This window comes from Acinetobacter sp. YH16042 (assembly GCF_013417245.1).
GTDB lineage: Bacteria > Pseudomonadota > Gammaproteobacteria > Pseudomonadales > Moraxellaceae > Acinetobacter > Acinetobacter amyesii.
On sequence record NZ_VPEJ01000010.1, the window covers coordinates 15507 to 41779 of the forward strand.

The window sequence follows — 26273 nt, forward strand, 5'->3', positions numbered from 1 at the left end:
ACCCGCACTAAGCGGGTTTTTTATTACACAGGAAATGGATTAAGCATTTTCACGCGCAATTGCGCGGTAACCAATATCTTTACGGTATTGAACACCATCAAACGTTACTTTTTGGCAAAGCTCGAGCGCTTTTGCTTGCGCTTCACCAATGGTATTGCCAAGAGCAGTTACGCAAAGTACACGACCGCCAGCCGTTACAATGTCACCATTCTCAAGCGCTTTTGTACCTGCATGGAATACTTTTGCATCAGCCATTTCTGTGTCTAAACCAGAAATCACATCACCATTGCTAGATGTTTCTGGGTAGCCTTTAGATGCAAGTACGATACCTACAGTCTTGCGCTCATCCCATTCAGCTTCCGCAGGTAAATTGCCCGCGATACCCGCTTCAACCAAATCAACTAAAGATGATTTTAAACGCATCATAATTGGTTGAGTTTCAGGGTCGCCAAAACGACAGTTGAACTCGATCACTTTTGGTTGACCTTGCTCATCAATCATTAAGCCTGCGTATAAGAAACCTGTATAAACATGACCGTCTTTTTTCATACCTTCAACGGTAGGACGCATCACTTCATTCATGGTTTTTTCAAATACGTCAGAAGTCACAACAGGCGCAGGAGAGTAAGCACCCATACCGCCAGTGTTTGGACCTTGGTCACCTTCAAAGATACGTTTGTGATCTTGTGAAGTCGCCATCGGCAAGATGTTGTCGCCATCAATCATGCAAATGAAAGATGCTTCTTCACCTGCCAAGAATTCTTCGATCACAACGCGTGAACCTGCATCACCAAATTTATTGCCTGCAAGCATGTCATCAATTGCATCGAATGCTTCTTGATTGGTCATCGCAACAATTACGCCTTTACCAGCAGCAAGACCATCAGCTTTGATAACGATTGGCGCACCATTTTTTTCAACAAATGCTTTAGCCGCATCTACTTCTGTAAATACATCATAGAAAGCAGTTGGAATGTTGTGGCGTTTTAAGAAGTGCTTTGCAAATGCTTTAGAGCCTTCAAGCTGTGCAGCAAATTGAGTTGGACCCCAAATTTTTACACCTGCTTCACGGCAAGCATCCACAACGCCATTTACAAGCGGTGCTTCAGGACCAACCACGATTAAATCAACTGCATTGTTTTTAGCAAAGTCGATAATCGCAGCATTGTCTAAAATATTTAGTGCAACATTTTCGCATTTATTTTCAGTTGCAGAACCCGCATTACCTGGTGCTACAAATACTTTTGCGACTTTGTCATCTTGTGCGATTTTCCATGCCAATGCATGTTCACGACCGCCATTACCCAAAACTAAAATATTCATCGGTTCATACTCCATGAATCGAAAATGACATAAAGTCCTCAGCCTAAAAATAGGAGAGGACTTTATGCAAGATTAGAAATCTGTTTTAAACCACATGTATGACTTTGTCATTACATTCTAAGCACTGTGCTTAGTGGCGGAAGTGACGCATGCCAGTGAAGACCATTGCAATACCAGCTTCATCAGCTGCAGCAATTGTTTCGTCATCACGCATAGAACCACCCGGTTGGATAATGCATTTGATGCCCGCTTTTGCAGCGTTATCAATGCCATCACGGAATGGGAAGAATGCGTCAGATGCCATTACCGCACCCTCAACCACTAAACCAGCATGTTCAGCTTTAATTGCAGCAATACGAGCAGAGTTAACGCGGCTCATTTGACCTGCGCCAACACCAATGGTTTGACGACCTTTTGCATAAACAATAGCGTTAGACTTAACGTATTTCGCAACTTTCCAAGCAAAGATCATGTCATCGATTTCTTGTTCAGTTGGCGCACGTTTAGTCACAACTTTAAGGTCATCTTTCGTGATCATGCCTAAGTCTTGGTCTTGAACCAACAAACCGCCATTCACACGTTTGTAATCTAACTGAGCTTTACGTTCAGTGATTGCAGGAAGTTCGCCACATACCAGTACGCGTACGTTTTTCTTCGCACCAGTCACTTCAAGCACGCCTTCAGCAACGCTAGGAGCAATGATCACTTCAACGAATTGACGGTCAACAATGGCTTGTGCAGTTGCAACGTCTAATTCACGGTTGAATGCAATGATGCCACCGAATGCAGATTCAGGGTCAGTTGCGTATGCAAGGTCATAAGCCGCTTGGATGCCGTCTAAAGATACTGCTACACCACATGGGTTTGCGTGTTTTACGATGACACATGCAGGCTTAGCAAATGATTTTACACATTCAAGTGCTGCGTCAGTGTCTGCGATGTTGTTATAAGAGAGTTCTTTACCTTGAAGTTGTTTCGCAGTAGAAACAGATGCTTCAGTTGCTGTGTCTTCTACATAGAAAGCAGCAGATTGATGCGGGTTTTCACCGTAACGTAAGTCTTGAACTTTGTTCAATTGAGTATTGAAAGTACGCGCAAATTTATCTGCTTGACCTTCTTCCTTACCTACGCGAGCGCCTAAGTAAGATGCAATCATGCCGTCATACTGTGCAGTATGTTCAAATGCTTTAACCGCAAGGTCAAAACGAGTTGCATGTGATAATGCGCCTTCAGCTTTTAACTCTTCAACAACAGTTCCATAGTCAGATGCATTTACTACGATACCTACAGATGCATGGTTTTTCGCAGCAGCACGAACCATAGTCGGACCACCGATGTCGATATTTTCAATCGCATCAGCAAGTGAGCAGTTCGGTTTAGCCACAGTCGCAGCGAAAGGATAAAGGTTAACAACAACTAAATCGATTGCATCGATGTTGTGTTCAGCCATCACAGCTTCGTCTAGACCGCGACGAGCTAAGATACCACCATGAATTTTCGGATGTAGCGTTTTTACACGGCCGTCCATCATCTCTGGGAAACCTGTGTGCTCTGAAACTTCAACTACGGCAACATTATTGTCTTTCAACAATTTGTATGTTCCGCCAGTAGATAAAATTTCTACCCCTAGAGCAGCAAGTTCTTGTGCAAATTCAACAATTCCAGTCTTGTCAGACACAGAGATTAAAGCGCGTTTAATAGTCATGATCTTCGTCACAGTTTTCAAGGAACAGATTAAAACAAAATTAGCAAAATGCAGGTTAAAAAAAATGCCTGCGGAAGCCGCAAGCATTTTATCATTTATTCACTCATTAAACCGTGAGCTTTCAACTTTTTACGTAAAGTACCACGGTTTAAGCCGAGAATCTCAGCAGCGCGGGTTTGATTACCACGTGTATATTCAAGAACTACAGATAGAAGAGGCTTCTCCATTTCCGCCAGCACCATATCGTATACCTGAGATGGTTGCTCGCCTTGCAATTGTGCAAAGTAATGGCGAACTGCGCGATCTACGTGAATACGAAGAGCGACATCAGATTGTGCAGTAAAAATAGGAGATTTGCTATTCATGCGAATTAATCCGAAAAATCAAATATCACTTGGGTAAAGTGATTTGTTAAAAGTGGTCTATAAACTTGAATGAACTCCGTTTTAGTTCCTAATGCGGAGTTCTAAAACTTGTACATTACTTGTAGCTTGACACAACTCGCAAAATTGTTCGAAAAATAAGCGTAACAATAGATTAATAATTGTTACAGCCTAAAAAACAAACAAAAAATCTACTCAATACGCAATAAATATTAAAGCGCACGGTTGGGATTGTATTTGTTGTGAAAAATTAGCGAGGAGTTTGCAGCACAAAGCTTTCGTGGCGCGTATCATACCATTGTCTAGGAAAAAGTGAGCAAGAAAACTGCATTTTTTTTATGTTTTTTTTACTTTTTTAATAGTTTTTTCCAATATTAGGGGCGAATCAACTCAATTGAATAATTATCGAAGCTTTTGCGTGCAATTGGTAGGCTAAATTGGAATTTAAAAGGACTACTTTTTGGGATCCGTTGGATGCCATGCAGACTTTTGTCCAAATACTCTTCAGGTAAAAGCGTATAGTTTGCTATTTCAGCACCATTTTCTTTTAGTGAAATTTTCATATTGGGTAAGGCAAGGCTACGGTCATGAAAATTGATCATTTCACCAGTAAAACGTGTTTCATTATTTCCAATGCTACGAATTTTGACTTTTTTGGTACTAATTAAACTGTAATGTTCCTCTAGACGTGAACAATTGAATACATCACAGACCGCAGTAAATGCAGCACCCATTACTGGGCTGTTTTTTAAATATTGTGGATTGAACCAGAAAAACTGGAATATAAGTGCACCAAATAAGAAAGCATTAATACAGAACCACATAAAATAATTCAGTGGTGTACGTTTTTTATCTTTTTCAGCCTGTTCTGCCCAATTTACAGCAGGCAGGTTGCCGATTGGTTCGGTGCTGAAATAATTTAAGTTATTTAAATAAGTTTTTAGATCGATATTAGAGTTTTCGACTTTTTGATCAAATAGTTTTAATAAATGGTGGGTTGGTGTTTCTTCAACAGTCACTGGTGTAAGCGTATTATTAAATTCGCTGACATTAATAATAGTATGGGAGTTTTTTTGCGGTGCATTTTCTTGCTCAGGGGTAGAAAAAGACAACGCTTTATCTACCACCAAATGAGACAGTGCATTAAAAGATGTAGAGCACTTTGGGCAACAAACCATGCCCTGAGCGACAGTAAGCTGCGGAACAGTTACTTTATATGTTGTAAAACAAGTTGGGCAGTTAGTTAATTTGTCGCTCATAAGTACACATTTTAAATTTTAATACTGTTGGCGTTTACCCGAAATTCGGCACCATGTTTCGTCACGTTTTTCTACGTCTAATATATCAAAAAATTCAGAATAAACACTAGAAACATCAGAAACTTGCTCTTCAATTACACCTGCAAGTGCGAACTCTCCCTCAGATTTAATTAAAGTTGAGAATTCTGCAGCCAAAGCCATTAGAGGGCCTGCAAGAATATTGGCAACAAACACATCGGCTTTTTGTCCAGCAAGCTCTTGGTTGAACTCTTCAGGTAGGCCAACATACAAATTTTTGAGCACACCATTCAATTCGGCATTTTGTTGTGTTGCTAAAACGGCTTGTGGGTCAATATCAGTGGCATAAACTTTTTTTGCACCCAAAAGTAAAGCGGCAACACCTAAAATACCAGAACCACAACCGTAGTCGATTACGATTTTATCCTTTAGATCAACTTTACCTAACCATTGTAGGCATAAGAATGTTGATGCATGGTTGCCAGTACCAAATGCCAGACCTGGGTCTAGTTTGATGTTTACGGCGTCTGCTTCTGGCGCTTCCATCCATTCTGGTACGATCCAGTATTTTTCACCAATTTGAATAGGCTCGTAAGCATCCATCCATGTGCGTTCCCATTCTTGGTCTTCGATGAATTCGCTACGCATTGGAGCATCAGGAAGTTGAGCTTTAATAAATGTTTCTAATGCAGCAACATCAATTTCTTCATCATCTTCTTGTGCATAGATACCAGTAACGATCACTTTATTCCAAAGTGGTGTTTCACCTGGAAGTGGTTCAAGTAAATCCTGATTTTCTGCATCATCTAGCGTGACACTGACTGCACCTAAAGAACTGAGCAGCGTTTCAGTGTAATCAACTTGAGCTTTTTCAACAGTAATATGAATTTGTAACCACTTCACGGACATAACCTAAATGAGTTTTATAAAAAGCTATTGTAACGGAACTCGGCAACTTGCAGCTAGCGATTATCAAAATTGACAAAAAATAAAAGGATGCACGTAGCATCCTTTTAACTTTTCAGTGCCTTAACTTTTAATTGTTTCGGTTGTCGTTGTCGAGATTGGTGCAAAACGTGTAATTAGGAAGCCAAATACAGCGGCAAAGATGTACATAAAGATTGAATATACTGCCGCAGGCATTGCAACTGCAGAGCTGGCCATCACCGTTAAGGCGATGGTCATGGCCAACGTGCTGTTATGAATCCCGATTTCAAATGCACAAGCACGTGCCTGAGCACTATTGATGCCGAATAGTCTCGGAACAAAATAACCGATACATAAGCTGAAAATACAGAATAGAACCGTAGCTAAGCCAACTTGGGTTAGATAAGCCGCAATATTATGTCGTTCAGAGTAAATAGCACCGATAATAATTAAGATGAGAAAGACCACAGCAAAGATGCGGAGTGGTTTATGCAGTTTCTCAGTCAGTTTAGGTGCATAGTGACGAAGCAGCATACCTATACAGACTGGGATGATAATGATGCCGAAAACTTGGAGGATTTTTCCAAACTGTAGACTGATTTGTTGCCCTTCTTGCATGAAGTGCATGATCGAAAAATTCACGATCAATGGAAGGGTTAATGCTGCAATGACAGAGTTGATGGCGGTCAGGGTAATATTTAAAGCCAAGTCACCTTTAAATAGATAGCTAAATAAGTTCGCTGTACTACCACCAGGTGAGGCTGCGAGTAGCATCAAGCCGACAGCAAGCAGTGGTGGTAATGCTAGCAGTTTACATAGTAGAAAGGCGATACCGACAAGCAACACGAGCTGGCAAAATAATGCGATCAACACGGCTTTAGGATGTTTGGTGACACGTGCGAAATCTTTGGGGGTAAGTTCTAGCCCAAGCCCGATCATAATAAAGGCCAGTGCTAATGGCAAAAGAACCGTAATAATTCCAGAATCCATCGTATTTATTCTCCTTGAGCATATTTAATGGTTTTTCACCAAAGTCCTTATGGTGATTGCGTTAGAAAAAATAGTTTAGGTTTTCACTTGTTGAATCAAGTGACTGCCACGGCGCGTCAAAATAAAACCAAATAAGGTCGCCAATAAATACATAAAAATAGAATAAACACCGGCAGGTATCGCCACTGTGGTGTTTTCAAGCACACTCAGTGCGATGGTTAGGGCGATACTGGTGTTATGAATGCCAATCTCAAAGGTACACGCACGTGCCTGCTTTTCCGGTACACCTGCGAGGAACGGAATTAGGTAACCCAAAAATAAGCCACTGAAACAGAGTAAACAGGTCGCAATTCCGACGCTGGCAAAATACGTAATAATGTTGGATTGTTCACGCAAAACTGCGAGTGTAAAGATAAGAATTAATAAGAAAATAGACAACATTCGCATCGGCTTGTTGATGTGATACGCAATGGTCGGAAAGGAGTTACGAATAAACATACCGAAACATACCGGTATCAAAATAATCAGAAATACATGGGTTATCTTATCGATAGGCATACCAATGCTAGTGCTTTCACCAACAAAATGCAAAATGGATAGGTTGACGATAAAGGGCAATGTAAAGCACGAAACAACTGAGTTGATGGCTGTTAAGCTAATGTTTAAAGCAATATCACCTTTAAATAGGTAGCTAAAAAGGTTTGCTGTGGGGCCACCGGGTGAAGCCGCAAGCAACATGAGCCCCACCGCAAGTAATGGGGGTAACTCAAGCAACTTACACAGGAAAAACGCAATACTGGTCAGTAGAATAAGCTGAGTAAATAAAGCGATGAAAATAACTTTTGGATAGCGTCCAACGCGTAAAAAGTCTTTGACTGATAGTTCAAGCCCCAAACCCATCATCATGATGGCTAAAGCAATGGGCAGAAAAAATGCAAATAATCCCGAATCCATGGAATTTCCTGATATTTTTATCCTTATAGTATTTTTTGAGTTTATCTCAGTTTAATAAATAAGCAATAAATAAAAGCGAGTAAAAACTGATGTTTTACCCGCTTTATTTTTGATCTGTTAATTGGTCGATATTTTCATTGACAACTGTTTATTTAGGACGAGGGGGAGTGAACCCTAAAGCACATTTTCCTTTAATTTCTTGTCCATTAATCGTTGCAGTAGTGGCTTTTGCATCTGCACTACATATGCTTAATAATTCTGCTTCTTCGCCATGCAGATTTGCATTTTTGGAAGAGCTAAAAAATTGTGGTTCGCAGGTACCATTCCAGATAATACCGCGATAGGCAAATGATACTTGAGCGCCTTGGCTTTTACCTTTACAGACTTGTTGATATCGCTGTGCATCATACACTTTCTCAACTTTATCATTGGCTGAGGCAGCAAGTGGTGATAAACATAAACCGCATAAAACCGTGGATAGCAAAATATTCTTATTCATGCTTATAGTCCTTATGATTCTCATGGGATCTATAACAGAATAAAAAATCATCAGAATAAAACAACAATCTTCGAGTAACATTTGCTTGAGAAATGTATATTTTTATATGGAATATGCAAAGTATGTATGTTCATAAAGAAATATATAGGCATAAAACAGTAGTCAATAACAATAAAATCGAGTTAATCAGTCAACTTATCGGTGAATTTTTGCTATAATCTTCCGTCATCCTTTTTTAATCTCCTTTACCACTATGCATTATCCTAAAGTTTACGATGTCATTGTTATCGGCGGCGGTCACGCGGGTACTGAGGCAGCTCTTGCTGCGGCACGTATGGGTCGACAGACTTTACTCTTAACTCATAATATTGAGACTTTAGGGCAGATGAGCTGTAATCCAGCCATCGGTGGTATTGGTAAATCACATTTAGTACGCGAAATTGATGCGCTTGGCGGTGCAATGGCATTGGCTGCTGACAAAGGTGGTATTCAATTCCGTATTTTAAACTCACGTAAAGGTGCGGCTGTTCGTGCGACTCGCGCACAGGCTGACCGTATTCGTTATAAAGCTGCGATTCGTGAAACCTTAGAAAATCAAGCGAACTTGGATATTTTCCAACAAGCAGCTGATGACCTTATTGTTGAAGGCGATACCGTTAAAGGTGTAGTCACCCAAATGGGTATTCGCTTTGATGCGAAAACTGTTGTATTGACTACAGGTACATTCCTAGGTGGTGTGATCCACGTAGGTCTAAATAATGCTTCAGGCGGTCGTGCGGGCGATCCTCCTTCAATTTCATTGGCTGCGCGCCTTCGTGAATTGAACTTACCTGTAGGTCGTTTAAAAACTGGTACACCACCACGTATCGATGCACGATCAGTTGATTTCTCTGTGATGACGCCACAGCCGGGTGATTTCCCATCTCCGACTATGTCATTCATGGGTGATGCGTCGATGCATCCTGAGCAAATCAATTGCTATATCACACATACCAACGAGAAAACTCACGATATCATTCGTGGCGGCTTAGACCGTTCACCAATGTATACTGGTGTGATTGAAGGTGTGGGTCCACGTTACTGCCCATCGATTGAAGATAAAATTCATAAATTTGCCGATAAAGATTCGCATCAAGTATTCTTGGAACCTGAAGGTCTAGATACACATGAGCTTTATCCAAATGGTATTTCAACTTCATTACCATTCGATGTTCAGTTTGAATTGGTTCGCTCGATTCGTGGTATGGAAAATGCGCACATTTTGCGTCCGGGTTATGCAATTGAGTACGACTATTTCAACCCACAATCATTGAAATTCTCTTTAGAAACCAAATCGATTAATAACCTGTATTTTGCAGGTCAAATTAACGGTACAACAGGTTATGAAGAAGCGGGAGCGCAAGGTTTGCTTGCAGGCTTAAACGCAGCACGTCGTGCATGGGATCAAGAGCAATGGACACCAAAACGTGATGAAGCGTACATGGGCGTGTTGGTTGATGACTTGATTACTCTCGGTACTAAAGAACCGTACCGTATGTTCACGTCACGTGCGGAATACCGTTTGATGCTTCGTGAAGACAATGCGGATCAGCGTTTAACTGCCATTGGTCGTGAAATGGGGCTGGTAGATGATGCGCGTTGGGATTCGTTCTGCCAAAAAATGGAAGCAGTTGAAACTGAAAAAGGACGTTTACAACACCTTTGGGTAGCGCCAAACAATCCACTAGGCAAAAAATTCGTTGAAATGACGGGTGATGACCTGTCTAAGGAAACCAATGCGATCGATTTGCTCAAACGTCCAAATATCAACTTCTCACAAATTGCTGAATTGACAGGTTCAGAAGTTTCAGCATTTGTGGGTGAGCAAATTGAAATTGCAGTGAAATATGCGGGTTATATTAACCGTCAGCAAGAAGACGTTGCGCAAATGAAGCGTTTGGAAGATACACGTATTCCAGCTGATTTTGATTACGATGTCGTTTCTGGTCTTTCACGTGAAATTACCATGAAGCTGAAGAATGTATTGCCTGAAACATTGGCACAAGCAAGTCGTATTCCAGGTGTAACACCTGCAGCTGTTCAATTGGTGATGATTACGATTCGTAAGAATAACCAAGCGAAAAAATCTGCATAAGATTTTGAGTTAAATAAAAAACCCGCTCAGTTGCGGGTTTTTTTATTGCCAATAAATTATTGGCTGTAGGTATTTGATCGGATTAAATGAATATTTTGATCATCATTAGTTTTAGCTATGGTTTGATTATTAAAATCTTTCATAAACTTAAGTGATTGATAATGAATTATAAATACAAAAAATAAGATCTAAAAACTATTGATATACAAAGTTTTAGGTCTTAATGGTGGGCTTTTGGTCGTGTGAATTCCGACCTTTGTAGTGGTATTTATTCTACCCAATAAAGCTGAAACTTCAGGGCATGGCGTACAAGTGGGTTTACGCTACATGAATGGAGTTCGATTATGGCAAATCAACAATCGGGAAAAATGCAAAAATTTCTAACGGTATTTTTGTGTTTCTGGGTAGCATTTTTTGAAGGTTTTGACCTGCAAACGCCCGGTATCGCAGCAAAAGGAATCGCAGCGACATTTTCCTTAGATCAAGTGCAAATGGGCTATGTATTTAGCTTAGGTGTGTTTGGTATGTTATTTGGCGCGTTCTTTGGGGGGCGTGTCGCTGACTATTTGGGACAGAAGAAAGTCCTGATGCTGTCGATTTTTATCTTCGGTGTATTTATGTCGATTACGGCAGTTGCACCAAGCATTGAAATTTTATATATCGCACGATTCTTTACAGGTTTAGGTTTGGGCGCTGCGATGCCAACGATGATCTCGGTGGTGGGTGATGAAGCGACGGATGCTAACCGTGGGCGCTTAAATAGTTTGATGTACTGCGGCTTACCTGTAGGTGCAATCTTTGTTGCTGGCTTGGGTATTATTTTTAAAGATATCTCTTGGCATACATTGTTTTTAATTGGTGGTTTAACGCCTTTAATCCTGATTCCATTCATGGCGCTTATCTTAAAAGATAAGCGTACTGAAAAAGTTCAGGCAGAAAGCAAAGAAGCGGTTCCAGCGATGGGGCAAATCCTTTTTGCTGAACAGCGTTATAAATATACATTGCCGCTATGGTTAAGCTTCTTCTTTACCTTAATGGTGAACTATATTCTGATCAGTTGGTTGCCTAACTTGCTTATGGAACAAGGGTTGGAAAAGCAACAAGCTTTCATGATCATGTTGATGTTCCAAGTGGGCGCAGTGATTGGTACGCTGGGTTTAGGCTACTTGCTTGATCGGCTAAAATTATGGCAAATGGCAGTGATTATCTATTCAGGTTTGTTTGTGGCATTGTTTGTGCTGTTTACAACAAATTCCATTCCTGTACTTATCGCAGCAGGCATCATGGGCGGAATTTTCTCTACAGGCGGTCAATCGATTTTGTACGGGATCTCTCCAATTTTCTATACACCAGCTGGGAAAGTAACAGGTGTGGGGAGTGCGATTTCATGGGGTCGTTTGGGTGCAATGACGGGTCCATTACTCACAGGTAAGATTTTGGCGCTAGGTCTAGGAACGACAGGTATTTTAATTGCAAGTGCGCCGGGTATTGCTTTGTCGGCTATCGCAGTGGCTGCATTGTCGGCCTATAAGTCATCCCTTAAGAAATAATCGAAATCAGTCATATTTAAAGGAGCTACGGCTCCTTTTTTATTGAATAAATACCTTTAGCTGAAACTAAGTTTTGTTAGAATGAATCTAATATTCATGAATAAATTTACTTCTATGTCTTATCAATTGATCGAACTTGATATTTCTCCTTCGGATAACATTCAGTGTCCACATTGTCAGCAGCAAGTGATTGATTGGTCAGAAGAGCAGTATGTGCAGCCTTGTGAGCATGTGCTGTTTATTGCAATGGATATTGGTTTTGAGTTTATTACAGATGAATTTGAGCAAACCATGCAGCATACAGTCGATGACTTGCATGCCAATGATGATCAGTATCATATGTTTACTGAAATTACCGCCTCGAGCTTCCCTGAGTTTCTGATTTATAAGTCTGATTTAGGTGTGGAAGGTTATTCACGCTATGTCGGCTTTACGGCATAAAATATTGCTAAAAAATCTCAAAATAAAAAAGCCAGTCAAGTGACTGGCTTTTTTAATGTAAATCAGAAAATTAACTTTCTAATTCTTCTTCGACATCATCTTCGGCACTGTCCATACCGAGTTCTTTGAGTTTACGGGTTAAGGTATTGCGACCCCAACCTAAAAGTTCTGCTGCATGGCGCTTACGCCCACGTGTTTGCTGTAGTGCAGCATTGATGAGGGTGCGTTCAAACATTGGTGTGGCAATGTCTAGAATTTTCATCTCACCATTTTTCAGTTTTTGTACGGCCCATTGACCAAGTAATTCATCCCAATGATGCACACCAATACGATCAATCCCTTGAGCAGCAGGATTGCCATCTGTGCCTTGAATTGGAATCTGTTTTAATTCGGATGGTAGATCTTCAGGATAAACTTCACGTCCTGTAATCATCACGGTGAGCCAGCGACAGGTATTTTCAAGCTGACGCACATTACCTTGCCACGGTAGTTTTTGCATGTATTCTTGCGTTTCTGGACGCAGAATTTTTGGGCTTACCCCAAGTTCTTTGCCTGCACTTGCTAGGAAGTGTTGTGCAAGCATCGGAATATCTTCACTACGATGTGCAAGTTTTGGAATATGAATACGAATCACGTTTAGACGGTGGTACAAGTCTTCACGGAAGCGACCTTCATGTACTAACTTTTCTAAGTCTTGGTGCGTTGCCGCAACGATACGGACATCCACCTTGACTGGGATGTGACCACCAACGCGGTAGAATTCGCCATCCGCTAAAACACGCAGTAAACGTGTTTGGGTTTCAAATGGCATGTCACCAATTTCATCAAGGAAAAGTGTACCGCCATTGGCTTGTTCGAAACGACCTTGGCGCTGTGTGTTGGCACCGGTGAACGCGCCTTTTTCATGACCAAATAATTCAGTTTCGATCAAATCTTTTGGAATTGCCGCCATGTTGAGGGCAATAAAAGGCTTGTTGCCACGTGGTGAATGCTTATGCAATGCATGCGCAACCAATTCTTTACCCGTGCCTGATTCACCATTAATTAATACGGTAATGTGTGATTGAGAAAGACGACCAATGGCACGGAAGACTTCCTGCATAGCAGGTGATTCACCAATAATCTCAGTAGATTGAATCGGTTGAACAGTTTTAGCAGATTCTTGTTGTTGTAATTTGGCAATATGCAAAATTGCACGGTTTACAAGTGCTAAAGCTTCATCAATATCAAAAGGTTTTGGTAGATATTCAAAAGCACCCGTTTGATAGCTCGACACAGCAGATTCTAAATCTGAATGTGCGGTCATGATAATTACAGGTAAGTCAGGGTAGTTGCATTTGACTTTACCTAAAAAGGTCAGTCCATCAATACCCGGCATACGGATGTCTGTCAAAATAACATCTGGCGCATCGACACTTAACTGATCTAAAGCGGATTGTGCTTCTTCAAAACTGGTAACATCAAAACCTTCTTCTTTGAATGTTTTTTCCAGCACCCAACGCATGGCGCGATCATCATCGATGACCCAAATCTTATTACGCGACATGATCTGACTCCCAAGGTAAATATAGGCTAAATACTGTTTTTCCAGGAACTGATTGGCATTCAATCATTCCGTTATGTTGATGCATAATATTTTGTGCAATGCTTAGGCCGAGGCCTGTACCTTTCGCTCGTCCTGTCACTAATGGGTAAAATACGGATTCTAATATTTCTTGTGGGACACCCGGTCCATTGTCCTCGATGTCAATGCGTACCGCAGAACGTTTTAATACACCGTTGATGGTGACTAGCCGTTGAATACGTGTGCGCAAGGTGAGTTCTGGTTGATGCTCAACAAAGAACTCTTTATTTTCAGTCATCGCCTGAACAGCATTGACACTGATATTCAGCATGACCTGAATCAATTGATCACGATCTGCTAAAACATCAGGTAAAGAAAGGTCGTAATCACGGGTGATTTTAATTTTCTTTTTGGTTTGGTTGACGATCAGTGCACGGACACGTTCAAGTGGTTCGTGCACATTGACTGGTTCGTAACTTGGTAGTTGTCTTGAACCCAGCATAGTGTCAGCAAGATTACGTAATCGATCCACTTCACTAATAATAATGTCGGTGAATTCACTGTACTTCGGATCATTTAAGCTACGCGCTAAAAGTTGTGTCGCCCCACGGATACCACCGAGTGGATTTTTAATTTCATGGGCAACACCACGAATCAGTTGTCGTGCGACTTGATGCTGTTGAATTAGGTTTTCTTCTTTAGAGATTTTCAACATCCGGTCGATTTGATTGAGTTCAATCAATAGCAACGGGTGGTAGGGTTTGCCAGAGTTGAGCTGTGACACGGTGTAATCAACATGAATGTCTTTAAAGTTGACATTAATCGTTGCTTCTCGGCGCGTATAGTGCTGGCCAGAAGTTAATGTATTCATTAATGCATCATGCGTATTGAATTCATCATCAGGCATATGGAGTAAATTTAATACAGGCTGACCTGATGCACGAAGTAAGCTGATGTCAAAAAGCGCTTCACAAGATGAATTTAAATAAAAAATATTTAGGTTGCTATCGACCAATAAAATGGCAGTGGTTAAATTATCCACTAAAAGCCGGTAATCAATCGTCATAGTCTGATCCATTAGCGAGAGGTTCCTGTCTTAAAATGGCGCAATGGCATCTTCATAAAGCAAATCGTTCAATCTAATAAGGTTCGAATTGATGCAAGTTATGCAAGATATAAGCCAACTATTTGAGAAATACGCTAAGTTTTGATGCTTATTTGAATAAATGCGCTTATTTAAGACTTTAAATAAAGTGTATAGCCGATTAAAAACAGGCTGTAAATCAAAAATGCATTAAAATGGTGCAAATGAAATTATATGGATGAATTTATAGCATTATTTTGGTGCGTGATATAAAGAGTGGCCTTTTCACCTGTTTTTATGTTTTGAAAAGACATACAATACGCGGATTATAGTGGAGCGCAGATTCATGAAATCCCCCAAAGTCGGTTTTGTTTCTTTAGGTTGTCCTAAGGCATTGGTAGATTCCGAACGAATTTTAACTCAGTTAAAGACTGAAGGTTATGATGTAGCATCAGATTATGATGGTGCCGATTTAGTAGTTGTAAATACCTGTGGTTTTATTGAATCTGCAGTACAAGAGTCGCTAGATGCCATTGGCGAAGCGATGAGTTCAAACGGTCGCGTAATTGTGACTGGTTGTTTAGGTAAAGACGAAGACAAAATTCGCCAAATGCACCCAAATGTCTTAAAAGTGACAGGTGCTGCGGCATATCAAGAAGTGATGGAAGCTGTGCACGAATACGTGCCTGAGCCACCGAAACACAATCCGTTTATTGATCTAGTACCTGAACAAGGTATTCGATTAACACCAAAACATTATGCTTATTTGAAGATTTCAGAAGGTTGTAACCATCGTTGCACATTCTGCATTATTCCGAGCATGCGTGGTGATTTGGTTTCTCGTCCAGTAGGTTCAGTATTGACTGAAGCTCAAGCGCTGAAAAAAGCAGGCGTAAAAGAAGTCCTTGTGATTTCTCAAGATACATCGGCTTATGGCGTAGACACCAAATACAAATTGGACTTCTGGAACGGTCAGCCCGTTAAAACCAAATTCTATGACATGTGTGAAGCATTGGGTCAATTGGGTATCTGGGTGCGTCTGCACTATGTATATCCATATCCACATGTGGATGCTGTGATTGACTTAATGGCACAAGGCAAAATCCTGCCGTATTTGGATATTCCATTCCAACATGCAAGTCCTAAGATTTTAAAACTCATGAAACGTCCTGCGCACAGTGAAAATACACTAGAGCGTTTAAAAGTTTGGCGTGAGAAATGTCCTGATCTTGTGATTCGTTCTACATTTGTTGTGGGCTTCCCGGGTGAAACTGAAGAAGACTTCCAAATGTTGCTTGATTGGTTAAAAGAAGCGCAGCTTGATCGTGTGGGTTGTTTTACTTACTCACCAGTTGAAGGCGCGACTGCAAATGATTTGCCAGATCATGTGCCTGAAGAAATCAAACAAGAGCGTTATGAACGTTTCATGCAAGTTCAGCAAGAAATCTCTGCTGCGAAATTGCAAAGCCGTATCGGTCAGAAAATGACAGTACTTGTGGATGATCTTGAAGAAGAGTTCCCAGTTGCTGTTGCGCGTTCTTATGCAGATGCACCTGAAATTGATGGTAATGTTTTTGTTGAAGATATCGATAAGTCAGTGATTAAAGCAGGTGATTTACTTGAAGTAGAAATCACAGATGCAGATGAATATGACTTATTTGCAAAACTGATCTCGGTTAAGTCTGCTTAAACGATTCATTAAAAATAATTGAAATTAAATAATTCGGAGTTGATGATGCTTGATTCTAAAAAACCACGTTTTGGTCGCATCCTGCTTAAGCTTTCAGGTGAAGCTTTAGCGGGCAATAAAGAGATGGGTATCGATGCACAAGTGCTCGATCAAATGTCACTCGCAATTGCGCACCTTGTTGGTTTGGGTGTTCAAGTGGGTATCGTTGTCGGTGGTGGTAACCTTTACCGTGGTAGCCAATTACAAAAAGATGGTTTGGTTGGCCGTGTAACAGGTGACCAAATGGGTATGTTGGCCACTGTGATGAACGGTTTGGCACTTCGTGATGCTTTGGTACGACGTAATATCAAAACTCGTCTAATGTCAGCTTTACCCATTGGTGCAGTAGTTGAATCATACTCTAGCCGTGATGCTATTCGTCATTTAACTCGTGGCGAAGTGTGTGTATTTGTCGCAGGTACGGGTAACCCATTCTTTACGACAGATACAGCGGCATGCTTACGCGGTATCGAGATTGAAGCCAATCTTATCCTTAAAGCGACGAAGGTTGATGGCGTATACAACAAAGATCCAAGTAAATATGAAGATGCAGTGAAATACGATGCATTAACATTTGACCAAGTTTTAGATGAAAAACTGGGTGTGATGGATTTAACTGCGATCTGCTTATGCCGTGACCACAACGTTCCACTTCAAGTATTTGATATGAACAAATCAGGTTCATTACTTTCAGTGGTAATGGGTGAAAAAGAGGGTACTCACGTTACGAACTAATGTACGTGGGCCCTAAAGCTCTTTATACTACAAGCTATTTTAGAATTTACATCTTTTCGAATTAAGTAAGGAAGATCACATGATTAACGATCTTAAAAAAGACGCAGAAGACCGTATGAACAAATCTCTAGATTCTCTAGAGCATGGTTTTGCTAAAGTTCGTACAGGGCGCGCGCACCCATCAATTTTAAATGGTGTTATGGTTCCTTACTATGGCTCTGATGTGCCATTAAACCAAGTGGCGAACGTGGGTGTAGAAGACTCTCGTACTTTACTTGTTCAGCCTTTTGAACGTTCAATGGTTGCTGCAATTGATAAAGCAATCCGTGAATCTGACTTGGGCTTAAACCCGATTACTGCTGATGCCATCCGTGTTCCTATGGCTGCATTAACAGAAGAAACACGTAAAGACATGCAGAAAATTGCACGTAACGAAGCTGAAAATGCAAAAGTTGCGATCCGTAACATCCGTCGTGATGTTTTGGGTGATATCAAAGCATTGTTGAAAGAAAAAGAAATTTCTGAAGATGATGAGCGTCGTGCAGGTGATGACATTCAAAAAATCACAGACAAATTCGTTGCTGAAGTTGAAAAACGTCTGGCTGCAAAAGAAGCTGAATTGATGAAGGTCTAAGTTTTAATGACCTCATCTGAAGAAACTTCCCGTCTTCCAAAACATGTTGCCATCATTATGGATGGCAACAATCGTTTTGCCAAAAAGAATCAAATGCAAAAAGGTGAAGGGCATCGTTCTGGAAAGGACATCCTAGATCCCATCGTTGAACATTGTCGTAAAAGAAATATCCAAGCACTGACCGTTTTTGCTTTTTCGAGTGAAAATTGGAATCGTCCTCAGTTTGAGGTTGATTTGTTAATGGCTCTTCTCGAAGAAACCATTCATGAGCAGTTGCCACGCATGGAAAAATTTAACATTTCCCTACGTTTTATTGGTGATCGTTCTCGTTTATCTCCTAACTTACGTGACTTAATGTTGCAAGCCGAACAAAGGACTGCTAATTTCGACAGCATGACTTTAACTATTGCAATTAGTTACGGTGGTATGTGGGATATGGCACAGGCTGCAAAACAAATCGCAGCAGATGTTTTAACTAACAAAATAGATCTTGAAGCAGTGGATGCTGAAGTCTTTGGTCAATATGTCAGTTTAAGTGATCTACCTCCGGTAGATTTGTTAATTCGTACAGGTGGTGATTTCCGTCTTTCGAACTTCTTGCTTTGGCAAGCTGCGTATGCAGAACTTTATTTTACCCAGACATTATGGCCTGAATTTACCATTGAAGAATTTGACGACGCACTAGCAGTATTTGGTGGTCGTGAACGTCGTTTTGGTAAGACCTCAGAGCAGATTCAACAAGAGCAGTTTGAGAATAAATAAATGTTAGAGCGGATAATAACCGCATTGGTACTGGTTTCAGTTGTACTGAGTTGCATGTTTGCAACCGAGTCTAAATACCCAATGCTTGTGCTGATGATTATTGCATCAGCTGTCGCGGGTTATGAGTGGTTCAAACTCATGCCGCGGAATACACAAAATGTGATTAAACCTTTCGCTTGGGGCTATGGTCTAGTCACTGCTATTCTTTCAGCACTAGCATTGCATTTTACAGATGTTGCATTACTGCTTTGGGCGGCTTCGATCTTTACTTGGATCTTAAGTGTCTATTGGGTGAAGTCTTATCCTGATTACGATAACTGGTATAACCCGAGTCTGAGTGGTATTGGTTTAGTCTTAGTTCCTGCTGCGGTAACTGCTATTTTTTCTGTGTGGATGAACTCACCGTGGTGGCTCATGTATCTGTTCCTGTTGGTATGGGGTGCAGACAGTGGTGCATACTTCGTGGGACGTAAATTTGGTAAGAAAAAACTTGCACCAGATGTGAGCCCAAATAAATCGATCGAAGGTTTATATGGCGGTCTATTCACTGCAATGCTAATTGTTATTGTTGTTGAAATTATTTATCTTGATTTAAGCATCGCTGAACATATTTTATTTTTAATACTTTCAGTAATAACAGTATTTAGTTCAGTACTTGGTGATTTATTTGAATCGATGATCAAGCGTCGTGCAGGGATCAAAGATTCTGGTCGTATTCTTCCCGGACATGGTGGTGTGCTGGATCGTATTGACTCGTTGCTTGCTGCAGCACCTATCTTTGCAGCAGGTATGTATGTTTTAAAATTAATTGGCGTAGATTTATAGATGTCACAATCTGTTTGTATATTGGGTGTAACAGGATCCATTGGTCAAAGTACTTTAAAGATTCTGCAACAGCACCCCGAAGAGTATTCAGTTTTTGCAGTCACTGCACATAGCCGAATTGTAGAACTTGTCGAAATATGCAAACAATATCGACCGAAAATCGCAGTTGTTCCATTCAATAAAGTGGATGAACTGCGCCAATTACTCGTAGCTGAAAAATTAACTGATATTGAAATCTTGCATGATGAAGCCGGATTAATCGCAGTAGCAGAACATCCACAAGTTAATGTGGTCATGGCCGCTATTGTGGGTGCAGCAGGGTTGCTACCGACATTGGCTGCTGCGAAAGCGGGTAAACGTGTCTTACTTGCAAATAAAGAAGCGCTGGTGATGTCGGGTGACATCATGATTCAGACCGCACGTGAAAATAATGCTTTGTTACTGCCGGTCGATTCTGAACATAATGCAATCTTCCAGTGCTTGCCTGAAACTTATCTACAAGGTGAGCGTCATGGTCAGCCAAAATTGGGTGTCAAACAGATTTTACTCACCGCATCTGGTGGTCCATTTTTACATCATAGTTTAGAACAATTACAAAGTGTAACGCCTGCTCAAGCCTGTAAGCATCCAAACTGGTCGATGGGGCAAAAAATTTCTGTTGATTCTGCAACGCTGATGAATAAAGGCTTGGAATTGATCGAAGCCTGTCATCTTTTTGCAGTTGAAGAACAATTTGTAACAGTTGTTGTCCATCCACAGAGTATCATTCATTCAATGGTTCAATATGTAGATGGTTCGACTTTGGCGCAAATGGGTAATCCTGATATGTGTACGCCTATTGCTCATGCATTAGCGTGGCCAAAGCGTATTCAAACACATGTGCCTCCATTAGATTTATTTGTTCATTCACAGTTAAACTTTGAACAGCCTGATATACAGCGATTCCCAGCACTAAAATTAGCACGTCAAGCCATGAAGGCTGGGGGCTTAGCTCCTACGATTTTAAATGCAGCCAATGAAATCGCCGTGGCAGCATTTTTGCATGAGAAAATTGGCTTTACTCAAATCCCTCAAATTGTGGAACATGTGTTGGGGCAAGTTGAAAACTCAGCTGCAAATAATATTGATGTTATTTTGCATGCAGATAAATCGGCACGTATGGTTGCTGAAAAAGCAGTATTGAATTCAGGAAGTTAAGACATGAATGCCTTGTTTATGATTATTGCAGCAATATTGCTACTTGGACCGCTGATAGCGATTCATGAATTTGGGCATTATTTCGTTGCACGTAAACTGGGCGTAAAGGTTTTGGTGTATTCGATTGGTTTTGGCCCAACACTACTTAAGTGGACGTCAAAGAAGTCGGGTATTCAATATCAACTGTCTGCATTACCACTAGGTGGTTATGTCAAAATGTTGGATGAACGAGAAGGTGATGTCGCAGCAGAAGACTTACCAAAAGCATTTAACCGACAACACCCTTGGAAGCGTATTGCAATTGTTGCGGCAGGGCCACTCATCAACTTGGCTTTTGCTGTGGTGTTGTTTTGGATTTTATTTTTACCTGCACAGGAACAGCTGAATACGCGCGTAGGTAAAATTTTACCAAATACACCAGCAGCGGCTGCGCAAATGCAGTCTGGTGATAAAATTACTGCCGTAGATGGCACTCAAGTATCCACTTGGGAGCGCTTGAATTATGCCTTGGTTGATCGTGTAGGTGAAACTGGCAATATTCAAATTCAAGCTGAACGAGCAGGGCAAATTCAAAACTTCAGTTTACCGATTCAGAGTTTCTTACGCGATCAAACTCAGTCACCACTCGATGTTCTTGGTTTTACACCGTATCGTCCTGAAATTCCTGCAGTGGTTTCAAAACTCAGTGAAGATGGCGCAGCAATTCGCCAAGGGATGCAAGTGGGTGATCGAATTGTTTCGATTGATGGCGTAAAAATGAAAGACTGGTTTGATGTTGTACAAGTTGTACAAGCTTCTCCAGAAAAGTTACTTAAAATTGATGTTTTACGACAAAATAAAATTGTGCATTTAAGCGTGATGCCGCAAGGTAAGCGTGACCAAATGGGTAAAGTCACAGGGCTTTTAGGTGTACAAAGCGATCCGGGTAAAGTCAATATTCCAGCCGAATACAAACAAACCATTCAATACACGCCTGTAGAGGCGATGGGAAAAGCGGTAGAAAAAACAGGTCAAATCTCTAGTATGATCCTGAATTCTATTGTAAAAATGGTGCGTGGTTTGGTGGGTTTGGATAATTTATCTGGTCCAATTACCATTGCAAAAGTGGCTGGACAAAGTGCCGAAATGGGGTGGCAAACCTTCATTTCATTTATGGCACTGATGAGTGTGAGTTTAGGTATTTTAAATTTACTACCGATTCCTATGCTCGATGGCGGTCATTTAATTTACTATTTTATTGAATTAATTCGTGGTAAACCTGTTTCTGAACAAATACAATTGGTTGGATTAAAAATTGGTATGGTATTGCTGGGTAGCATGATGCTACTGGCTCTATTCAATGACATTATGCGTTTATAAGAACGTTATACGAAATAAATTAACAGCGGAAAAGACTGGCATGCAGCACAAACATTTATTTATGCCATTGGCACTGGTTAGTGCTATGGCCGTAGCACAACAAGTATATGCAGCAGATGATTTTGTAGTACAAGATATTCGTGTTGATGGCTTAGTGCGTTTAACTCCTGACAATGTAGCCGGAATGATCCCATTCTCCGCTGGTGATCGTGTCAATGATCAAATCATTTCAAACTCAATTCGTAGCATGTTTGCATCGGGTTTGTTTGATGATGTGAAGTCTTCACAAGTCGGTAATACCCTTGTATATACAGTGGTTGAACGCCCAGTTATTTCTAAAGTTGAGCTAAAAGGCAATAAACTTATTCCTAAAGAAGCCTTGGAAGAAGGCTTAAAGAAAATGGGTCTGTCCGAAGGTGAAGTTTTAAAGAAATCATCTTTGCAAACGGTTGAGACTGAATTAGAACAACAGTACATGCAGCAAGGTCGTTATGATGCTGATGTTAAAGTTATTACAACCGCTCAACCAAACAACCGTGTTAATGTCTTAATCGAGTTTGAAGAAGGCCAATCTGCCAAAGTATTTGATATCAATATCATTGGTAATACGGTCTTTAAAGAAAGCGAAATTAAACAAATTTTTGCATTAAAAGAAAGTGGTTGGAACTCGATCATTTCTCGTAATGACCGTTATGCACGTGAAAAGATGGCTGCGAGTTTAGAAGCTTTACGTGCGATGTATCTCAACAAAGGTTACATCAACTTTAACATTACCAATTCAAGTCTGAATTTGAGTGAAGATAAAAAACACGTCTTTATCGAAGTTTCGGTGGATGAAGGTGAACAATTTAAGTTTGGTAAAACTCATTTCTTAGGTGATACGCTTTATACGCAAACTGATTTAAACGCTTTAAAACTCTATAAAGATGGCGATTTATATTCACAAGAAAAAGTGAATGGTGTTAAACAACTTTTACTTCGTAAATACGGTAACGCAGGTTACTACTTTGCAGAAGTGAACATTGTTCCTGAAATCAATAAAGACACCAAATTGGTTGATTTAAATTACTATGTGAATCCGGGTCAGCAAGTCACTGTTCGCCGCATTAATTTTACAGGTAACTCGAAAACAGCTGATGAAGTTCTACGTCGTGAAATGCGTCAAATGGAAGGCGCATTAGCAAGTAACGAAAAAATTGATTTGTCTAAAGTGCGTTTAGAGCGTACAGGCTTCTTTAAAACCGTTGATGTTAAACCTGCACGTATTCCGGGTACGCCAGATCAAATTGATTTAAATGTGAATGTTGAAGAACAGCATTCAGGTACAAGTACTTTGGCTGTTGGTTTCTCACAAAGTGGCGGTGTAACTTTCCAAGCAGGTTTGAGTCAAACCAACTTCTTGGGTACAGGTAATGCAGTTTCTATCGATTTGTCACGTTCTGAGACTCAAGATTACTACAACCTCAGTGTAACTGACCCGTATTTCACTATTGATGGTGTACGTCGTGGTTATAATATGTACTACCGTAAAACCAAGTTAGATGACGACTATAACGTTAACAACTACGTCACTGACAGTTTTGGTGGTGGTATCAACTTTGGTTATCCGATCGATGAAAACCAAAGTATCAGTATGGGCTTGAATATTGATAATACCGAAGTAACTACAGGCCCATATGTTTCTACTTATGTGCGTGATTATTTACTAGCAAATGGTGGGAAGGCGACGGATACCACATCATTCTGTCCTACTGATGCGTCTGGTAACTCACAATTAACTGTGCCTGTATACAAAACTGATGCGAATGGAGATTTTGTACTAGATAGTGAAGGTAATAAAATTGTTACTCACAACACTTGCGCAGTACCTGAAGAATCATACGATAGTGCGTTTAAAGGTGATTTCTTAACTTATAACCTTAACTTGGGTTGGTCATACAATACCTTGAATCGCCCGGTATTCCCTACATCGGGTATGTCACACCGCGTCAATGCCGAAATTGCATTACCGGGCAGTGATGTTGAATACCAAAAAATCACTTACGACGCACAAGCTTATTTCCCACTCGGTAAAGACTTTGTGTTACGTGGTTACGGTAAGTTAGGCTATGGTAATGATTTACCGTTCTACAAAAATTTCTATGCAGGTGGTTTTGGTTCGGTACGTGGCTATGACAACAGTACTCTAGGGCCGAAATATCCTGGTGTGTATTATGATGCGCAAAATCAGGTTGACTACGATCCAGAAGAAGTCGGTGGTAATGCTTTAATTCAATTTGGTACTGAATTGGCTTTACCTGTGCCATTTAAAGGCGATTGGGCGCGTCAAGTTCGTCCAGTATTGTTTGCTGAAGGCGCACAAGTATTTGACACCCAATGTGACGTTCCTAAATCTAGTGAAGACCGTCAATACTGTAAAGATAACTACGGTTTTGATATGAATAACATGCGTTATAGCGTTGGTGCAGGTTTTACTTGGATCACGATGATTGGTCCAATTTCACTGAGTTATGCATTCCCACTAAATGACAAAGCTGGCGATGAAACAAAAGAAATCCAATTCGAGATTGGTCGTACGTTCTAAGTACGACCCTTCTGGGAATAACAAAATTACAGGTTGATAAGATGAATAAATTATTTGCTGGTTTGGCGGTATTGGGTATGTCATGTTCTGCTGTGGTACATGCAGCAGGTTACGGTGTGGTTGATTTAGAAAAGGTGGTGGATCAAAGCACTTATATAAAACAACAAAATGCTCAAATTCAACAGCAATTGAAACCACAAACCACTAAAATTGAATCACTTGCTAAAGAGCTGGAAGCAATGCAACAAAAAGCTCAGCAAGGTGGTGATAAGTTGACTGCTGCGCAAAAGCAGCAAATGGGTCAACAGTATCAAACTAAACTCAAAGAGCTGACTGATTTACAGCAAAAAGTTCAAGCTTCGGTTCAAGGTAATATCCAGTCCTTAAATCGCACGATGGATACTCGAATCAAGCAAGTTGCAGAACAATTGCGCACAGAAAATAAGTTAGATGTTGTTTTGAATAAAAATTCAGCACTTGCGTATGACCCTAAGTTTGATTTAACTGATAAAATGATTCAAAAGGTTAATGCAATTAAATAATCAATGAATTCTCAAAAATTCAGTTTAGAAAAGCTTGCTCAACTTGTTCAAGGTCAATGTATTGGTCAGCTAGACTTGCAATTCAGTGGAATGGCAAGTCTAGAGAGTGCTCAACCGCATCAGCTTGCATTTTTAAGCGCAGATAAATATCTGAATGAAGCTCAACAGTCTCAGGCTGGTGCGCTGATTGTGACTGCAGACATGCAGTCACAAATCCCTTCACAGCAAAACTTCATTGTTGTACCCAATCCGTATCTGGCTTTCGCTATTCTGACGCATGTTTTTGAAAAGAAATCTGTAGAAACAGGTATTGAAAGTACTGCCCAAATTCATCCTTCCGCAATCATTTCTGATACTGCTTATATTGGGCATTATGTGGTAATTGGTGCGAATAGTGTGGTGGGTGAAGGGACGCGCATTGAATCACAAGTGAAGATTGATCATGGCGTTGAAATTGGTAAAGATTGTTTTATCGATTCGCATGTGACAATTACTGGTGAAGCCAAGTTAGGTGATCGCGTACGTATCCATGCAAATACGGTGATCGGTGGTGAAGGGTTTGGTTTTGCACCTTATCAAGGGAAATGGCATCGTATTGCTCAATTAGGTTCTGTACGCATCGGGAATGATGTGCGTATTGGCTCAAATTGTAGTATCGACCGTGGTGCTTTAGATGACACAATTTTGGAAGATGGTGTCATTATTGATAACCTTGTGCAAATCGCGCATAACGTCAAAGTTGGTGCAAATACAGCAATGGCTGCGAAATGTGGCATTGCTGGTAGTACAACTATTGGCAAAAATTGTGTGCTAGCAGGGGCTGTTGGTATCGTAGGTCACATTAATATTGCAGATAATGTGACAATTACCGGTATGTCAATGGTCACAAAAAGTATTTCCGTTGCTGGAAGTTATTCTTCAGGCACGCCAATGCTTGAAAGTGGTTCTTGGAAAAAGGCAGCAATCCGTTTTAAACAATTAGCAGATGTGCCATTGACCCAATTGGTCAAACGACTTGATCATATGCAGTCTCAAATTGAGTCCCTTGAATCAACATTTAAATTGCGTAAATAAT

23 protein-coding genes are annotated in these 26273 nt (G+C 40.6%); 13 read left to right on the forward strand and 10 right to left on the reverse strand.

Going from position 1 to position 26273, the window contains the following annotated elements; translation table 11 throughout:
• Window positions 1–39 precede the first annotated feature (39 nt).
• From purD to FTV37_RS08945, 8 genes are all read right to left on the reverse strand, one after another.
• Window positions 40–1323: a phosphoribosylamine--glycine ligase gene (gene purD, locus FTV37_RS08910; RefSeq protein ID WP_180063565.1), complete on the reverse strand. Its 1284-nt coding sequence runs from the start codon at window positions 1321–1323 to the stop codon at window positions 40–42.
• A gap of 130 nt (window positions 1324–1453) precedes the next feature.
• Complete coding sequence (gene purH, locus FTV37_RS08915) at window positions 1454–3028, reverse strand: bifunctional phosphoribosylaminoimidazolecarboxamide formyltransferase/IMP cyclohydrolase (RefSeq protein ID WP_180063566.1); 1575 nt, start codon at window positions 3026–3028, stop codon at window positions 1454–1456.
• Between the two features lie 95 nt (window positions 3029–3123).
• Entirely contained in the window at window positions 3124–3393 is a 270-nt protein-coding gene (gene fis / locus FTV37_RS08920; RefSeq protein WP_001086304.1) for a DNA-binding transcriptional regulator Fis, read from the reverse strand.
• A 392-nt stretch (window positions 3394–3785) separates the two neighbouring features.
• Window positions 3786–4670: a DUF3426 domain-containing protein gene (locus FTV37_RS08925; protein WP_180063567.1), complete on the reverse strand. Its 885-nt coding sequence runs from the start codon at window positions 4668–4670 to the stop codon at window positions 3786–3788.
• A gap of 18 nt (window positions 4671–4688) precedes the next feature.
• Window positions 4689–5591, reverse strand: coding sequence for a 50S ribosomal protein L11 methyltransferase (gene prmA, locus FTV37_RS08930; protein WP_180063568.1), 903 nt, complete (start codon window positions 5589–5591; stop codon window positions 4689–4691).
• 126 nt (window positions 5592–5717) lie between these two features.
• Complete coding sequence (locus tag FTV37_RS08935) at window positions 5718–6605, reverse strand: bile acid:sodium symporter family protein (RefSeq protein ID WP_180003877.1); 888 nt, start codon at window positions 6603–6605, stop codon at window positions 5718–5720.
• A gap of 75 nt (window positions 6606–6680) precedes the next feature.
• Window positions 6681–7559, reverse strand: a complete 879-nt coding sequence (locus tag FTV37_RS08940) for a bile acid:sodium symporter family protein (RefSeq protein WP_180063569.1) — start codon at window positions 7557–7559, stop codon at window positions 6681–6683.
• A 148-nt stretch (window positions 7560–7707) separates the two neighbouring features.
• Window positions 7708–8058, reverse strand: coding sequence for a hypothetical protein (locus FTV37_RS08945; protein WP_180063570.1), 351 nt, complete (start codon window positions 8056–8058; stop codon window positions 7708–7710).
• 253 nt (window positions 8059–8311) lie between these two features.
• On the opposite strand from FTV37_RS08945, the gene mnmG reads away from it, so the two are divergent.
• The 3 genes from mnmG to FTV37_RS08960 all read left to right on the forward strand — a co-directional run bounded on the left by mnmG (window position 8312) and on the right by FTV37_RS08960 (window position 12183).
• Window positions 8312–10192 carry a tRNA uridine-5-carboxymethylaminomethyl(34) synthesis enzyme MnmG gene (mnmG, locus tag FTV37_RS08950; protein ID WP_180063571.1) on the forward strand — a complete coding sequence of 627 codons (1881 nt, stop codon included), beginning with the start codon at window positions 8312–8314 and terminating at the stop codon, window positions 10190–10192.
• 344 nt (window positions 10193–10536) lie between these two features.
• Window positions 10537–11742, forward strand: coding sequence for a 3-(3-hydroxy-phenyl)propionate transporter MhpT (mhpT, locus tag FTV37_RS08955; protein WP_180063572.1), 1206 nt, complete (start codon window positions 10537–10539; stop codon window positions 11740–11742).
• A 114-nt stretch (window positions 11743–11856) separates the two neighbouring features.
• Window positions 11857–12183 (forward strand): hypothetical protein, encoded by a 327-nt coding sequence (locus tag FTV37_RS08960; RefSeq protein ID WP_078193710.1) that lies wholly within the window; start codon window positions 11857–11859, stop codon window positions 12181–12183.
• A gap of 70 nt (window positions 12184–12253) precedes the next feature.
• Here the strand turns inward: FTV37_RS08960 and glnG are convergent, their stop codons facing one another.
• Entirely contained in the window at window positions 12254–13729 is a 1476-nt protein-coding gene (gene glnG, locus FTV37_RS08965; RefSeq protein WP_180063573.1) for a nitrogen regulation protein NR(I), read from the reverse strand.
• Complete coding sequence (gene glnL / locus FTV37_RS08970) at window positions 13719–14825, reverse strand: nitrogen regulation protein NR(II) (RefSeq protein ID WP_180063574.1); 1107 nt, start codon at window positions 14823–14825, stop codon at window positions 13719–13721. The genes glnG and glnL overlap by 11 nt, the downstream gene beginning before the upstream one ends.
• 352 nt (window positions 14826–15177) lie before the next feature.
• On the opposite strand from glnL, the gene rimO reads away from it, so the two are divergent.
• From rimO to lpxD, 10 genes are all read left to right on the forward strand, one after another.
• Entirely contained in the window at window positions 15178–16521 is a 1344-nt protein-coding gene (gene rimO / locus FTV37_RS08975) for a 30S ribosomal protein S12 methylthiotransferase RimO (protein WP_111883759.1), read from the forward strand.
• A gap of 45 nt (window positions 16522–16566) precedes the next feature.
• Complete coding sequence (gene pyrH, locus FTV37_RS08980) at window positions 16567–17295, forward strand: UMP kinase (RefSeq protein ID WP_078193535.1); 729 nt, start codon at window positions 16567–16569, stop codon at window positions 17293–17295.
• Window positions 17296–17374: 79 nt separating this feature from the next.
• Entirely contained in the window at window positions 17375–17929 is a 555-nt protein-coding gene (gene frr / locus FTV37_RS08985) for a ribosome recycling factor (protein WP_111883758.1), read from the forward strand.
• Window positions 17930–17935: 6 nt separating this feature from the next.
• A complete protein-coding gene (uppS, locus tag FTV37_RS08990; protein ID WP_078188723.1) occupies window positions 17936–18691 on the forward strand; it encodes a polyprenyl diphosphate synthase in 756 nt (251 codons plus the stop codon).
• Window positions 18692–19516, forward strand: coding sequence for a CDP-archaeol synthase (locus FTV37_RS08995; protein ID WP_078193533.1), 825 nt, complete (start codon window positions 18692–18694; stop codon window positions 19514–19516).
• Window positions 19517–20713 (forward strand): 1-deoxy-D-xylulose-5-phosphate reductoisomerase, encoded by a 1197-nt coding sequence (ispC, locus tag FTV37_RS09000; protein WP_180063575.1) that lies wholly within the window; start codon window positions 19517–19519, stop codon window positions 20711–20713.
• 3 nt (window positions 20714–20716) lie between these two features.
• Entirely contained in the window at window positions 20717–22072 is a 1356-nt protein-coding gene (gene rseP, locus FTV37_RS09005) for an RIP metalloprotease RseP (RefSeq protein ID WP_078193531.1), read from the forward strand.
• 40 nt (window positions 22073–22112) lie between these two features.
• On the forward strand, window positions 22113–24656 hold the full coding sequence (gene bamA, locus FTV37_RS09010; RefSeq protein WP_180063576.1) for an outer membrane protein assembly factor BamA: 2544 nt from the start codon (window positions 22113–22115) through the stop codon (window positions 24654–24656).
• Window positions 24657–24697: 41 nt separating this feature from the next.
• Window positions 24698–25198 carry an OmpH family outer membrane protein gene (locus FTV37_RS09015; RefSeq protein ID WP_180048911.1) on the forward strand — a complete coding sequence of 167 codons (501 nt, stop codon included), beginning with the start codon at window positions 24698–24700 and terminating at the stop codon, window positions 25196–25198.
• Between the two features lie 3 nt (window positions 25199–25201).
• Window positions 25202–26272 carry a UDP-3-O-(3-hydroxymyristoyl)glucosamine N-acyltransferase gene (lpxD, locus tag FTV37_RS09020; protein WP_180048912.1) on the forward strand — a complete coding sequence of 357 codons (1071 nt, stop codon included), beginning with the start codon at window positions 25202–25204 and terminating at the stop codon, window positions 26270–26272.
• The last annotated feature ends 1 nt before the right edge of the window (window position 26273 follow it).